Genomic DNA, 13,495 nt, shown 5'->3' with positions numbered 1-13,495 from the left:
AGATTTCCGCGCATTGTCCACGGTTCCGGCGCGCTTCCGGGCAGCGGGTGGAAAGGACCGGTCGATACGGCGAGGGCGCCGACGCTGGCGAGCGGATTCGAGGACCGACACGCGGCATCCGCAGCGCGCTTGGGGGCACCCATGCGAGGGAAGCCGCCGAGAGGCCAGCCGGTATACTTACAAAATTGTATCGCAGCGCCCGCTGCGGTTTTCCGCCTGCCGATCCCCGCCCGCTTCCGTGTCGTGCTTGCCCGTGTACCCTGGCAGGCTCGCTCGCGCCGCGGCGCGGCACTTGCCTTTTCCCATTGCCGATGAGCTTGCGCATCCACAACACCTTGAGTCGCCAGACCGAGGCTTTCGCCCCGATCGAACCGGGGCACGTCCGCATGTACGTCTGCGGCGTCACGGTGTACGACCTGTGCCACATCGGACACGCCCGCCTCATGGTGGCGTTCGACCTGGTCGCCCGCTGGTTGCGCGCCAGCGGCTTCAAGGTGACTTACGTCCGCAACATCACCGACATTGACGACAAGATCATCCGCAGGGCGCTCGAGCGCGGCATGTCGATCCGCGCACTCACTGACGAGATGACGCTTGCGATGCACCAGGACATCGGCGCACTCGGCGTGGAACCGCCCACCATCGAACCGCGCGCCACCGAGTACGTGCCGCAGATGCTTCAGATGATCGGCACCCTCGAAGGCAAGGGGCTGGCCTATCGCGCGTCGGGCGGCGACGTGAACTACGCCGTGCGCAAGTTCGAGGGCTACGGCAAGCTGTCGGGCAAGTCCCTCGACCAACTGCGTGCCGGCGAGCGCGTGGCCGTTGTGGATGGCAAGGACGACCCCCTCGACTTCGTTCTCTGGAAGTCCGCCAAGGCGGATGAGCCCGCCGACGCACAGTGGGACAGCCCGTATGGCGCAGGCCGCCCCGGCTGGCACATCGAGTGCTCTGCCATGGGCTGCGCGCTCCTCGGTGACCAATTCGACATCCATGGCGGCGGTGCGGACCTGCAGTTCCCGCACCACGAGAACGAGATCGCGCAGAGCGAAGGCGCCAACGGCCGGGCACCGGCCCGCTTCTGGATGCACAACGGGTTCGTCAACGTCGACAACGAGAAGATGTCGAAGTCCCTCGGCAACTTTTTCACCATCCGTGACGTCCTCAAGCGCTACGACGGCGAGACCATCCGCTTCCTGATGCTGCGCACGCACTACCGCAGCCCGTTCAATTTCAGCGACGCTCACCTGGATGATGCGCGCGCCGCGTTGCGCCGGCTCTACACCGCGCTCGATGCCGTCTCGCCGGCCGAGGGTCCTGTCGACTGGTCCCGGCCCGCCGCGGCCCGGTTCCGCGACGCGATGAACGAGGACTTCAACACGCCCGAGGCGGTGGCCGTCCTCTTCGAGTTGGCGAGCGAGGTGAACCGAGGCGGATCCCCGGCGCTTGCCGGCTTGCTCAAGGGCCTGGGCGCCACGCTCGGCCTTCTCCAGCAAGCGCCTCGCAGCTACCTGCAGGGCGGCGCATCGGCTGACGACTCGTCCATCCAGGCCCGCATCGACGCCCGCAATGCAGCCAAGAAGGCACGTGACTTCGCGCTCGCCGATCGGCTTCGGCAGGAACTGCTCGACGAAGGCATCGTGCTGCAGGATTCGCCGCAGGGCACCACCTGGATGAAGGCCTGACGTGGTTCGAGCAGTCACCCCCGAATTCTGGGACGAGGCGTGCCGGCACCTGGCCAAGCGCGATCGCGTGATGCGCAAGCTCATCCCCTTGTGCGGGGACGGGCGCTTGCAGAGCCGCGGCGACGCCTTCACGACCCTGGCCCGCTCCATCGTGGGCCAGCAGATCTCCATGAAGGCCGCCCAGTCGGTGTGGGAGCGGTTCACGACGGCGGTCGACGCCAGCGGTGAGCGGGTCAAGCCGGCGTCGGTACTGGCCGTGGAAGCCGCCGGCATCCGGGAAGCCGGGCTGTCGGCGCGCAAGGTCGACTACCTTCTCGACCTGGCGCGCCACTTCGAGAGCGGCATGGTTCATGTCAAGCAATGGCAGCAGATGGACGATGAAGCCATCATCGAGGAGCTGGTGGCCATCCGAGGCATCGGCCGCTGGACGGCCGAGATGTTCCTCATCTTCCACCTGCTGCGGCCGAACGTGCTGCCGTTGGACGACGTCGGCCTGATGAAGGGCATCAGCCAGAACTACTTCAGCGGCGAGCCGGTTTCCCGGGCTGAGGCACGGGAAGTCGGGGAGGCCTGGGCCCCCTTCCGCTCAGTGGCCACATGGTACATTTGGCGCAGCCTTGAACCACTCCCTGTCCAGTATTGACAAGTGAGCGGCGCGCTGCTGCGCGCCACCGTGTTGAAACCCAGTTCAGTTCCGTGCCCTTGCCGGAACGCGCGAACCGCAGGACCCCGATCCGATGAGCAAACGTCACTTCCTTGATTTCGAGCAGCCCATCGCCGAACTCGAAACGAAGATTGAAGAGCTGCGCTATGTGCAGAGCGAGTCCGCTGTCGACATCTCCGACGAGATCGAGCGCCTCGGCCAGAAGAGCCAGCAGCTCACGAAGGACATCTACTCCAGCCTCACGCCCTGGCAGGTCGCCCAGATTGCCCGCCATGCGCAGCGTCCGTACACGCTCGACTACATCAACGAGATCTTCACCGACTTCCAGGAGCTCAAGGGCGATCGTCACTTCGCGGACGACCAGTCCATCGTGGGCGGCCTGGCGCGCTTCAATGGCCAGGCCTGCATGGTGGTGGGTCACCAGAAGGGCCGTGACACCAAGGAGCGCGCTGCACGCAACTTCGGCATGTCGCGTCCCGAGGGCTACCGCAAGGCGCTGCGCATGATGAAGCTGGCCGAGAAGTTCGGCCTGCCCGTGTTCACCTTCGTCGACACGCCCGGCGCGTATCCCGGCATCGGCGCCGAGGAGCGTGGTCAGTCGGAGGCCATCGGCCGCAACATCTTCGAGATGGCGCAGCTCGAGGTGCCCATCATTGTCACGATCATCGGGGAGGGCGGTTCGGGCGGTGCTCTGGCCATCAGCGTGGGCGACCAGGTCCTCATGCTGCAGTACTCGGTGTACTCCGTCATCTCCCCCGAAGGCTGTGCATCCATCCTGTGGAAGACCTCCGAGCGTGCGCCGGAGGCCGCCGAGGCGATGGGGATCACGGCGCATCGCTTGAAGGCGCTCGGTCTCGTGGACAAGATCGTCAACGAACCGGTTGGCGGGTCGCACCGCGATCCGAAGCAGATGGCAGCGCACCTGAAGCGCGCGCTCAACGACGCGCTGCGCCAGGTGAGCGACCTCAAGCCGAAGGAACTGCTCCAGCGCCGCTATGAGCGGCTGCAGTCCTACGGTCGGTTCACCGACACCAAAGAGCGCTGAACCTTACCGTGCGGGGGGTCGTCGCGGTCGCCTGCAGCGGGGGCCGCGATTCCACGGCCCTGCTTCACGCCACCGCGCGTGCTGCAAAGGCGCAGGGGCTCGAGGTCGTCGCCCTGCACGTGCATCACGGGCTCAGCCAGCACGCTGACGCCTGGCTCTCCCACATTGAACAGCAGTGCTCCGCCTGGCGCGATGCCGGCCTGCCGGTCCGGCTTGCCACCCGGCGCCTGACGTCGCAGCCGCGGCGCGGCGACAGCGTCGAGGCATGGGCCCGGTCGGCCCGCTACGAGGCGCTTGCGGCCATGGCTCTCGAGGCCGGCACGGATACCGTCCTCCTGGCCCACCACCAACGTGACCAGGCCGAGACCTTCCTCTTGCAGGCGCTGCGCGGCGGGGGCGTGGCGGGCCTCTCGGCCATGCCCGAACGGGCGCTGCACAGCGGCATCACCTGGCTGCGACCGTGGCTCGGGCAGTCCTCGGCGGCCATCGCGCACTATGTTCGCGACCATCGCCTCGTGCACATCGAGGACGACAGCAATGCCGACGCCCGCTTCTCCCGCAACCGGCTGCGGCTTGAGGTGTGGCCGAGCTTGACTGCCGCCTTCCCGCAAGCCGAGCAGGCCTTGTGCGACGCAGCGCGCTGGGCGCAGCAGGCACGCCGAATCCTCGTCGCCGTGGGCACGGAGGACGTCCGGCGCTGCGCGGATGAGCGCGGCCTCCATCTCGCGGCCTGGGCCGAGCTGGATGCGGATCGCCGCGTCAACGCCTTGCGCGTCTGGCTGAGCGGGCAGGGGCTCCGGTCGGTCCCGTCGTCCCTGGTGCAACGACTGCAACATGAACTCGTTGGCCGCGGCCCGGCCACCTGGGACGTCGACGGCGGCACGCTTCGGCGCTATCGCGGCCGGCTTTCCTGCATCGCAGGGCCGGGTGCAGCGGGCAAAGCCACCGCTGGCGCCGCACCGATGGCCGCCGAATCGGCGCTCTCCATCACACGGGCAGGGCGCTACCGCCTGCCAGGCTGGCAGGGTGAGTTGATCGCACGACGCGTCACCGAAGGCGGGGTTCCGCTGGCCTGGTTGGGCCACATCGAGCTCAGGCAGCGGCAAGGCGGCGAGCAGTTCCAGGCGGGGCTCGGACGGCCGCTGCGCAGCCTCAAGAAGCAGTACCAGGCCGCGGGAGTGCCGGCCTGGGAGCGGGAAGGACCGCTCGTCTACAGCGGCGGGCAACTCGTCTTCGTACCCGGTCTCGGGCTCGATGCGCGCGTCATCGGCCTGCCGGGCCAGGCGCAACTGCAGCTGCGCTGGCAATCCGCCACATGACGGGTGCGTGACCGGCAGTCCCGCGAGCCGCTAAAATGCGAGGTTGCGCTTTGCCGCGCATCCCCCCACCTCTGCGACATCCCCTTTCATGGCACTCATCGTTCACAAATACGGCGGCACCTCCATGGGCTCCACGGAGCGCATTCGCAACGTCGCCAAGCGGGTCGCCAAATGGGCCCGTGCCGGGCACCAGATGGTCGTCGTTCCTTCAGCCATGAGCGGCGAGACCAACCGCCTGCTCGGCCTGGCAAAGGAACTGTCCCCGGCGTCCACCACGACGTCGTTGCTGCGTGAACTCGACATGATCGCGTCCACGGGTGAGCAGGTCTCGGTCGGCCTGCTGTCCATCGCGCTCCAGGCCGAAGGACTCGAGGCCGTGAGCTATGCGGGCTGGCAAGTGCCGGTGCGCACCGACAGCTCCTTCACGAAAGCGCGCATCCAGAGCATCGACGACGCGCGCGTGCGTGCCGACCTGGCTGCCGGGCGCGTGGTGATCATCTGCGGCTTCCAGGGTGTGGATGACCAAGGCAACATCACCACGCTCGGTCGTGGTGGCTCCGACACCTCCGCCGTGGCCGTTGCTGCTGCGATGAAGGCCGACGAGTGCCTCATCTACACCGACGTGGACGGCGTGTACACCACCGACCCCCGCATCGTGCCGGAAGCCCGTCGCCTGATGACCGTGAGCTTCGAGGAAATGCTGGAGATGGCGAGCCTCGGCTCCAAGGTCCTGCAGATCCGTTCAGTCGAATTCGCCGGCAAGTACCGCGTGCCCCTGCGCGTGCTGTCGAGCTTCACCCCCTGGGACATCGACATCGCCGAAGAGGCAAGTTCCGGCACCCTGATCACTTTTGAGGAAGACGAAAAAATGGAACAAGCAGTTGTGGCTGGCATCGCCTTCAACCGCGATGAAGCGAAGATCTCCGTGATGGGAGTGCCCGACAAGCCCGGCATCGCGTTCCAGATCCTCGGCCCCGTCGCCGAAGCCAACATCGACATCGACGTGATCATCCAGAACGTCTCGCACGACGGCAAGACGGACTTCTCGTTCACGGTGCATCGCAACGACTACCAGCGCACGCTGGACCTGCTCAATGCCAAGGTCGTGCCGCAAACGGCCGCCGCACAGGTCGTGGGCGACCCGAAGATCTGCAAGGTCAGCATCGTGGGCATCGGCATGCGTTCGCACGTCGGCGTGGCCAGCAAGATGTTCCGTTGCCTGGCTGAGGAAGGCATCAACATCCAGATGATCACCACGAGCGAGATCAAGACCAGCGTCGTCATCGACGAGAAGTACATGGAGCTCGCGGTGCGAGCGCTGCACAAGGCATTCGATTTGGATCAGCCGAGCGCCTGAAGACCAAAAACCTGGTTAGAATGCGCGCTGTGCTGGAGTCGTGACCGAGTGGCCGAAGGTGCTCCCCTGCTAAGGGAGTATGTGGGCAAAACCTGCATCGAGGGTTCGAATCCCTCCGACTCCGCCAACCAACAGCCAAAAGAAACGGGCCCTTCGGGGCCCGTTTCCATTTGCGCGCGGCATGCTTGTGAAGGCATTTCTGTTTCCCTTCGGGCTCCACGCGAACCGCGCGATGCGTCGCGTGCGGGCCTTGCGGCGCGTCGACTGCGGCCTTCCGTCAACGGCGCCGAGGGCCGCACCTATTCGAAGTCGGAGCGACGGCGGCCGAAGGGCTTGGCAGGGCGAGCGAGCCGCTGTGCGTCCTGGCCCTCTCGCTGCCCACGCATCGCCGCATCGATGAGGTCGTCGAAATCGTGTGACGCGCTGGCGTTGCGCAACGCGTCATGCAGCGCGGCGCTGTTGCGGTTGTCCGCGATCCAGCGATAGCGCTCTCCGTCGGTCGGGCGGATCGCTTCGCCAAATGCGGAATTGGGGCCGCTCGGCTCCTGCTCGGGTGGGGTATCGCCTGGACGAACCATGAAGTCCTCAAATGTCGGTGCCGGGCACGCCTGCCCGATCGGAAAGTATCTGACAGTTTGGCCGCGGTGGAGCGAAACCCACCGGAGTCCGACCTGTCGACGCAGAAAAAACGGTCGGCTCGCCGGGGGAAGAGGCCCGCCGCTCGGGAGACGCCGACGTCAGCGGCATGTGCGGGCAGGACGGCCTCGCGCAGATCCCGGGTTGCCCCGCGCGAGGCGAGCGCGCCGTTGGGACGCCGCCGGCTTGGAGTGCGACTCGACGCGAGGTGGGCGGACGCATGGCAAAGCGAGCGGAGGCACCAGCGTAGGCACCAGCGGAGAGGCGAGCGGAGAGGTGACGGGCGTGACCTCGCCGCCCCGGCGCGCGAGCCTGCATGGGACGTCGTTGCAGGCGGCCCCCCGGTTTGGCTCGTGGGGTTTACGCCTGCCCGGCGCCTGGCTGTGCAGAAGCACCCATACGGCCCCGGCAGCAGGGGCAGCGGGGGCGCAGACGCCCGTCTCGTGAGGGCTGGATTTCGACTTCGGTCGAACGCAGGCCTCCCGACAAGGGGCCGTTTCCACTGCGACCCTCCGGGCCGCATTCGCCGCCCGCGCATCGCACGGGCATCTTGCCCCGCAGGGACCGCTCCCTCGGGACTGTCCGTTCGGGGTGCTCATTCCAGGAGGCCCAACCCTGCAGCACTGATCCCTGACCAACGCCTTCGTCTGCGCAGCATTGCGCAGCGTGGCGGCCCTCGCACGAGTGACGCACTTGCGGCGTCCGGCGCGGTTTTCCCTTTCTTCCCTTCGGGGGGTGGACACACCTCCCGTGCGGGGAGGCGCGTCCGCCTTTTTTGTTCTCCGCACGGAACGGAAAAGACGATGCAATTCCATCACGAGCAGTCCCGTCACACTGATTCGCAGTTCGCGCGCTACCTGGCACAGCGCGAGCGGCGCCCGTCCTCGCTGCAAGGCATGACGGGGCAGACCTGGTTGGCGGCAGGCAGCGGCACCTGGCTCGCCCGCTTGATGGCCCATGACCTGCGTGTCGTGCAGCGATTCGACGACCACGCGTGGGTCGCCGATCGTTTGGCGGCTGCGGGTGAACTTGAAACGCTCTTCCGCGTGGCGGCCTCGGGCCTGCTGCACGGCGTGGCGCTGCGGTTCTACCGGCTGGCCCTCGCGGCTTTGCTGGAGGCCTGATCGTCGCGGCCAAGGCGCTTGCCTTGGCCGCGAACTGTGGGGCCGGCTTCATGCCGGCCCTTCCTTCATTCGGGCGCAACGAGAGGCGATGCTCGCCTTGCTGGCCGCCATCGAGCGAAGCGTGATGGCGATCGGTGATGGGTGATGGGTGATGGGTGATGATGGCGGCTGCCTGCGGGCTGAACCGTGCGCCAAGGTCCCGAGCCCGCCCGGCCCTCGGCCGCCGCTTGCCCGCGGGCGGCTCGGCGGCGGCGTGGGCGTACCGCAGGCCGTCGGCACGCGAAGCGCCCCCGGGGCGGATGCGCTGCCGCTGCTGCGCTCGGTCATCCGACTGACATCCGGGCTCGCCCGAGGCCCCAGGATGGCCTCGCGTGGGCTGAACGTCTTCGTCTACAGTTGGCCATGCACATCGCCATCCTCACGTTTCAAGGGTTCAACGAGCTGGACTCGTTCATCGCGCTCGGCGTTCTGAACCGTGTGAAGCGCCCGGGGTGGCGGGTGACGCTGTGTTGTCCCGAGCCCGAGGTGACGTCCATGAACGGGGTCACCGTGCGCGCGCAGTCCCGGTTGGAGGAGGCCGAGTCGGCCGACGCCGTGCTGGTGGGCAGCGGCATGCTGACTCGTCAGATCGTCGAAGATGCGACCCTCATGGCGCGCATCCGCCTCGATCCCCAGCGTCAGCTGATCGGCGCCCAGTGTTCCGGCACGCTGGTGCTCGCGCGGCTGGGTCTGCTCGGGCAAATGCCAGCCTGCACCGACCTGTTGACCAAGCCCTGGGTCCAGGAGGCGGGTGTCGAGGTGCTGAACCAGCCCATCCATGCTTCAGGGCGCATGGCCACGGCAGGGGGCTGCCTCTCGTCGGCCTACCTGGCTGCCTGGGTAATCGCCCGAAGCGAAGGACGCCAGGCCGCGGTCGAGGCGCTTCACTACGTGGCGCCGGTCGGGGAAAAGGACGCCTATGTCGCCATGGCGATGAAGCACCTCGACGCCGGCCTGGACGCGCAAGGGCAGGGCGTCGCTTCACCCTGACGCGTGGAGACGCGCCTTGCGCATCGGCACGAACCAGGATCGGCCGCCAACGGCAGCCCGCGGCACAACGGCCTAGCGGCACAGTCGCACAGTCGCACAGCCATAGCCACAGCTACAGCAGCTGAGCCGCACAGCGGCTCAGCTGCTCAGCCGTACAGCGGCTCGCCTGATCAGCGCTGCTGAAGCCGCCGTTTCAACCCGGTCATGTCGGACGTTTCGCGCATGGCCTCGGCGGCATCGATCTCGCCCTGCTTCACCAGTTCGGCCAAGCGGGTGTTCATGCTGATGAACTCGCTGGCGCCGAGCTTGTCCTCGCGGATGGCCGCTTCGAGGCCGATCCAGTCCCCCGACTCGATGAACTGCGTGACCCGTCCGACGTTGAACAGCACATCGGCCGCCAGCAGGTAGCGGTCGCCCTTGACCGACGGGACGAGCGCTTGTCGGATGACGCCGATGAGGCTGCCGGCGAGCACCGAGCGGAGCACGACCGCATGCGTGCCGGTGTAGCTGAGGATCTTGCGCAAGGTGCCCGTGGTGGTGCGGCCGTGCATCGTGGCCAGCATGAGGGACCCGGACTCGCCGCCCTGGATCACCACCTCGGCGGTCTCCGAGTCACGGATCTCGGAGGTGAGCATCACGTCGGGGCTCATGCGCAGGGAGTCGCGCATGCCATCGGCGAAGGATGTGACGTCGTACCCCACCTCGCGCTGGGTCACCATGCATTTCTGCGGACGCAGGCGGACCTCGACGGGGTCTTCGATGGTGACGATGTGGCCGGAGTGCGTGTGGTTGTGATGGTCGAGGATGGACATCGCGGTGGCCGTCTTGCCCGCGCCCGTGGGCCCCGTGATGGCGATGAAGCCCGACGTGGCTTCGCTCAGGGTCGACCTCAACTGCACCGGCAATGACAGCTGGTTGAGCGGCGTGATCGCCGCCGGCGTGATGCGCATCGCGAGGCCGAGCTGGCCGCCAGCGTGCAGGAACAGCGTGTAGCGCAGCGAATGCGCACCGAGGCCGTCGAGCCGGAAGTTCGCGGTGCGCCGCGCTTCGAGGATGGGCTTGAGCTTGTGGTCCCAGTATTTCTGGACGTTCTCGTGCCGGATCTCGCCTTCGACATAGCCGGCGAGGTAGCAGACGATGTGCTCCCGCGTGACGACGAAGTCCGGGATGGAGGGGAAAAGTTCGTGCAGGGGGCGCGTGCCCTTGGCCGACTTGGCCATCATCGGGCGGCCCTCGTGGATCATGATGTCGGTGATCGAGTGCGCGAAGAGCAGGGCGTGTCGAACCGACGACGCAATGCCCTGGCGAAGGTCGGTGCTGAGCACGGCATCGGATGAGGAATAGGTGTCCATGGGGCTCCTGGTGAATCAGTTGTCAGCGTCGGCTTCGTCGGCGGATGGGACGTCGAACACGGACACGGGGACGGAATCGACGGCGCCCCGCGACCCCACGGCGGGCACTGCAGGACTGGCCTGGCCCGGCGAGCGGGTGAAGGCCGGGTCGAAGGGCAGGGGCGCGCGCGGCAATACCTGCCAGCGCATGAGCTGGTCGGCAATGGCATTCGCGTACCAGGCGGATCGCGAGGGCGTGCGTGAGTGGTACGCGCCGACAGCCTGCCAGGTGTTGCCATCGCGGCGCACCTGCTCGGCGTAGTGGGCGGCGGCGACGTCGGCCGAGGTGCAGCCGTCGCGAAGGGCCTGGATGTCGATGCCGACAGCCGCGAGACGCGCCAGGTGAAGGGTGTTGATCTGGAAGGCGCCGATGTCCCAGGTGCCGTTGGTGTTGCGCGCCAATGCTTCGGGACGGAGCCGGCTCTCGTGCCACCCGATGGCGCGCAGGACCAGCGCATTGACGCCGTGGCGCGCAGCGGCGTCGTCGATGCAATCGGCACGCGCGGCGGCAGCCGCCCCGAATGCCGAAGCCAGCAACCAGCGTGAGAGCGACCCCGCGGCCGACGCCCACCAGCCGCCGGGGCACAGGAGACCCACCGTGCGCGCTGACGGGAGGTGAGGCCGCAAGAATGGGGGCAGCAGGAAGGGCAAGGTGGACTCCGTGGCCGGGAATTGTTGCGCCCTTTGCCCCCGCTTCGCCCTCCGGCGTGGGGTCGAATCTAGGGGTTCCCAGCGTCGATCCGGCATGCTGGTTTTCCTGCATGGCGACGCATTGTTATGGGTCATAACATTTGCGGCAGATCAACAAGCCGGACGCGAAAACCCATGAAAGTCGGGATCGTCGGAGCAGGCCTGGGCGGCCTCAGCCTCGCGTTGATGCTCCATCAGCGGGGCATCGAGTGCGAGGTCTGGGAAGCTGCGGCGGACCTCAAGCCCCTGGGCGTGGGCATCAACCTGCTGCCGCATGCGGTCCGCGAGCTCACCGAGGTCGGCCTGCTCGATCGGCTTGCGGAAATGGGTGTCGAAACCTCGCAGCTCGCCTACTACAACCGCCTCGGACAGCCGATCTGGCGGGAGCCCAGGGGGCGTGCCGCAGGCTATGCCTGGCCGCAGTTCTCCATTCACCGCGGTGAGTTCCAGATGCTGCTCGCCGAAGTGGCGCGGCAACGACTCGGTGAGCAGGCGCTTCGATTGGGTTGGCGCGCCGAGACGTTCGAGGACGACGGCGATGGCGCCGTCGTGACGCTGCGGGGGCGAGATGGCGCGGCGCACCGTGCGCGCTTCGATGTGCTGGTCGCCGCCGACGGCATCCATTCGGCCCTCCGGCGGCAGATGCATCCGGAGCGTGATCCGCTCCAGTTCTCCGGGCGCATGCTCTGGCGTGCCGTCAGCGAGGCCGAGCCCTACCTGGACGGCCGCTCGATGTTCATGGCGGGACACCAGGACCAGAAGTTCGTCGCCTACCCGATCTCCGAGCCGCTGCGGCGCCGTGGCCGGTCTCTCATCAACTGGATCGCGGAGCTGCGCGTGGCGCCTGAGCGCATGCACAACGACTGGAACCGGCAGGTGCCCAAGTCGCTGTTCGACGAGCGCTTCGCCGACTGGCGCTGGGGCTGGATCGACATTCCTGCGCTCATTGCCTCCGCCGAGGCGGTGTACGAGTTCCCGATGGTCGACAAGGACCCACTGCCCCGCTGGGTGTCGGGCCGCACGGTGCTGCTCGGCGACGCAGCGCATCCGATGTACCCGATCGGCTCCAACGGCAGTGCCCAGGCCATCCTGGATGCCCGCTACCTGGCAGACCGGCTGCAGGCCGCGTCCAATCCGACCCAAGCCCTGCTCGAGTACGAGGCGGAACGGCTGCCGCGCACCGCGGGCATCGTGCTGCGCAACCGCCTGAACGGCCCCGAGCAGGTGATGCAGATCGCGCACGAGCGCGCGCCGGACGGTTTCGCCGATGTCCATGACGTGATACCGGCCGGGGAACTCGAGGACATTTCCATGCACTACAAGCGCCTCGCGGGGTTCGATCCCCAATCGCTCGCCAACCGCTGAGCCGGGCGCTTCATTCCATCTCTTGAATCCTTTGCGAGGAGCGACGACCATGACCTTCCAGACCTGGGACAACCCGATGGGCACGGCCGGTTTCGAGTTCATCGAATTCGCGGCGCCAGACCCTGCCGAAATGGGCACGCGTTTCGAGCGCATGGGGTTCAAACCCATCGCAAGACATCGCCACAAGAACGTGACCCTGTACCGCCAGGGGCAGATCAACTTCCTGATCAATGCCGAACCGGATTCGTTCGCGCAGCGCTTTGCACGGCTTCACGGTCCGTCCGTCTGCGCCATCGCCTTCCGGGTGCAGGATGCGAGCGTGGCCTACAAGCGCGCGCTGGAGCTGGGCGCCTGGGGCTTCGATGGCCAGAGCGGCCCGATGGAACTCAACATCCCCGCCATCAAGGGCGTGGGCGATTCGCTCATCTACCTCGTCGACCGGTGGCATGGCAAGGACGGCGCGAAGCCGGGCGACATCGGCAACATCAGCATCTATGACGTCGACTTCCAGCCCTTGCCAGGCGCCGAGGCCGCGCCCGAGGGCCACGGCCTCGCCGTCATCGACCACCTCACCCACAACGTGCACCGTGGGCGCATGCAGGAGTGGGCGCAGTTCTACGAGCGCCTGTTCAACTTCAGGGAGGTCCGCTACTTCGACATCGAAGGCCAGGTGACCGGGGTCAAGTCCAAGGCGATGACCTCGCCCTGTGGCCTGATCCGCATCCCGATCAATGAGGAAGGCAAGGAGCAGGCGGGGCAGATCCAGGAATACCTCGATGCGTACCACGGAGAGGGCATCCAGCACATCGCCCTGAGCGCCAAGTCGCTGCCGGCCACGGTGGACGCCATGCGGCGCAACGGCATCGGCCTGCTCGACACACTGGACACCTACTACGAGCTCGTCGACAAGCGCATTCCCGGCCATGGCCAGGACCTCGAAGCGCTGCGCAGTCGCAAGATCCTGCTCGACGGGACCCGCGACGCCTTGCTGCTGCAGATCTTCACCGAGAACCAGTTCGGTCCGATCTTCTTCGAGTTCATTCAGCGCCTGGGCAACGAAGGCTTCGGCGAGGGCAATTTCAAGGCCTTGTTCGAATCCATCGAACTCGACCAGATGCGGCGCGGCACCCTCACCGCCAAGCCCGCCGCCTGAACGCACCGTGTGCGCCGCCACCGGCGACACGCCCGGG

The 13,495-nt window shown here is 67.1% G+C and carries 11 protein-coding genes, 1 tRNA gene and 1 pseudogene; 10 read left to right on the top strand and 3 right to left on the bottom strand.

The window, feature by feature from the left end:
* The first annotated feature begins 311 nt into the window (after positions 1-311).
* From cysS to ACSQ2F_RS09705, 6 genes are all read left to right on the top strand, one after another.
* Positions 312-1,685: a cysteine--tRNA ligase gene (gene cysS, locus ACSQ2F_RS09730; RefSeq protein ID WP_436022177.1), complete on the top strand. Its 1,374-nt coding sequence runs from the start codon at positions 312-314 to the stop codon at positions 1,683-1,685.
* A gap of 1 nt (position 1,686) precedes the next feature.
* Positions 1,687-2,328, top strand: coding sequence for a DNA-3-methyladenine glycosylase family protein (locus tag ACSQ2F_RS09725; RefSeq protein WP_436022175.1), 642 nt, complete (start codon positions 1,687-1,689; stop codon positions 2,326-2,328).
* A 94-nt stretch (positions 2,329-2,422) separates the two neighbouring features.
* Positions 2,423-3,394, top strand: coding sequence for an acetyl-CoA carboxylase carboxyltransferase subunit alpha (locus tag ACSQ2F_RS09720; RefSeq protein WP_436022173.1), 972 nt, complete (start codon positions 2,423-2,425; stop codon positions 3,392-3,394).
* Between the two features lie 8 nt (positions 3,395-3,402).
* Positions 3,403-4,713 carry a tRNA lysidine(34) synthetase TilS gene (tilS, locus tag ACSQ2F_RS09715; RefSeq protein ID WP_436022171.1) on the top strand — a complete coding sequence of 437 codons (1,311 nt, stop codon included), beginning with the start codon at positions 3,403-3,405 and terminating at the stop codon, positions 4,711-4,713.
* An 88-nt stretch (positions 4,714-4,801) separates the two neighbouring features.
* Positions 4,802-6,070, top strand: coding sequence for an aspartate kinase (locus ACSQ2F_RS09710; protein WP_436022169.1), 1,269 nt, complete (start codon positions 4,802-4,804; stop codon positions 6,068-6,070).
* Between the two features lie 34 nt (positions 6,071-6,104).
* A tRNA-Ser gene (locus tag ACSQ2F_RS09705) sits at positions 6,105-6,197 on the top strand.
* A gap of 172 nt (positions 6,198-6,369) precedes the next feature.
* On the opposite strand, the gene ACSQ2F_RS09700 is transcribed toward ACSQ2F_RS09705, so the two are convergent.
* A complete protein-coding gene (locus tag ACSQ2F_RS09700) occupies positions 6,370-6,648 on the bottom strand; it encodes a hypothetical protein (RefSeq protein ID WP_436022167.1) in 279 nt (92 codons plus the stop codon).
* An 861-nt stretch (positions 6,649-7,509) separates the two neighbouring features.
* Here ACSQ2F_RS09700 and ACSQ2F_RS09695 point away from each other — a divergent pair.
* Together ACSQ2F_RS09695 and ACSQ2F_RS09690 are read left to right on the top strand one after the other, a co-directional pair.
* Complete coding sequence (locus tag ACSQ2F_RS09695; RefSeq protein ID WP_436022165.1) at positions 7,510-7,830, top strand: hypothetical protein; 321 nt, start codon at positions 7,510-7,512, stop codon at positions 7,828-7,830.
* Positions 7,831-8,232: 402 nt separating this feature from the next.
* Positions 8,233-8,859 (top strand): DJ-1/PfpI family protein, encoded by a 627-nt coding sequence (locus ACSQ2F_RS09690; RefSeq protein WP_436022164.1) that lies wholly within the window; start codon positions 8,233-8,235, stop codon positions 8,857-8,859.
* Between the two features lie 170 nt (positions 8,860-9,029).
* Here ACSQ2F_RS09690 and ACSQ2F_RS09685 read toward each other — a convergent pair whose 3' ends face one another.
* Together ACSQ2F_RS09685 and ACSQ2F_RS09680 are read right to left on the bottom strand one after the other, a co-directional pair.
* Complete coding sequence (locus ACSQ2F_RS09685; RefSeq protein WP_436022162.1) at positions 9,030-10,211, bottom strand: type IV pilus twitching motility protein PilT; 1,182 nt, start codon at positions 10,209-10,211, stop codon at positions 9,030-9,032.
* A 168-nt stretch (positions 10,212-10,379) separates the two neighbouring features.
* Positions 10,380-10,787: pseudogene (locus ACSQ2F_RS09680) on the bottom strand (lytic transglycosylase domain-containing protein); the annotation flags it as partial.
* Between the two features lie 288 nt (positions 10,788-11,075).
* On the opposite strand from ACSQ2F_RS09680, the gene ACSQ2F_RS09675 reads away from it, so the two are divergent.
* Together ACSQ2F_RS09675 and hppD are read left to right on the top strand one after the other, a co-directional pair.
* Complete coding sequence (locus ACSQ2F_RS09675) at positions 11,076-12,305, top strand: flavin-dependent oxidoreductase (protein ID WP_436022160.1); 1,230 nt, start codon at positions 11,076-11,078, stop codon at positions 12,303-12,305.
* Between the two features lie 49 nt (positions 12,306-12,354).
* Positions 12,355-13,458, top strand: coding sequence for a 4-hydroxyphenylpyruvate dioxygenase (gene hppD, locus ACSQ2F_RS09670; protein WP_436022158.1), 1,104 nt, complete (start codon positions 12,355-12,357; stop codon positions 13,456-13,458).
* Positions 13,459-13,495: the final 37 nt, after the last annotated feature.

It is taken from the genome of Rhizobacter sp. LjRoot28 (genome assembly GCF_964253025.1).
In the GTDB taxonomy this organism is placed as follows: Bacteria; Pseudomonadota; Gammaproteobacteria; order Burkholderiales; family Burkholderiaceae_C; genus Rhizobacter.
Note: the sequence above shows the minus strand (reverse complement) of the source record. Positions and strands in the feature narration are given on the sequence as shown.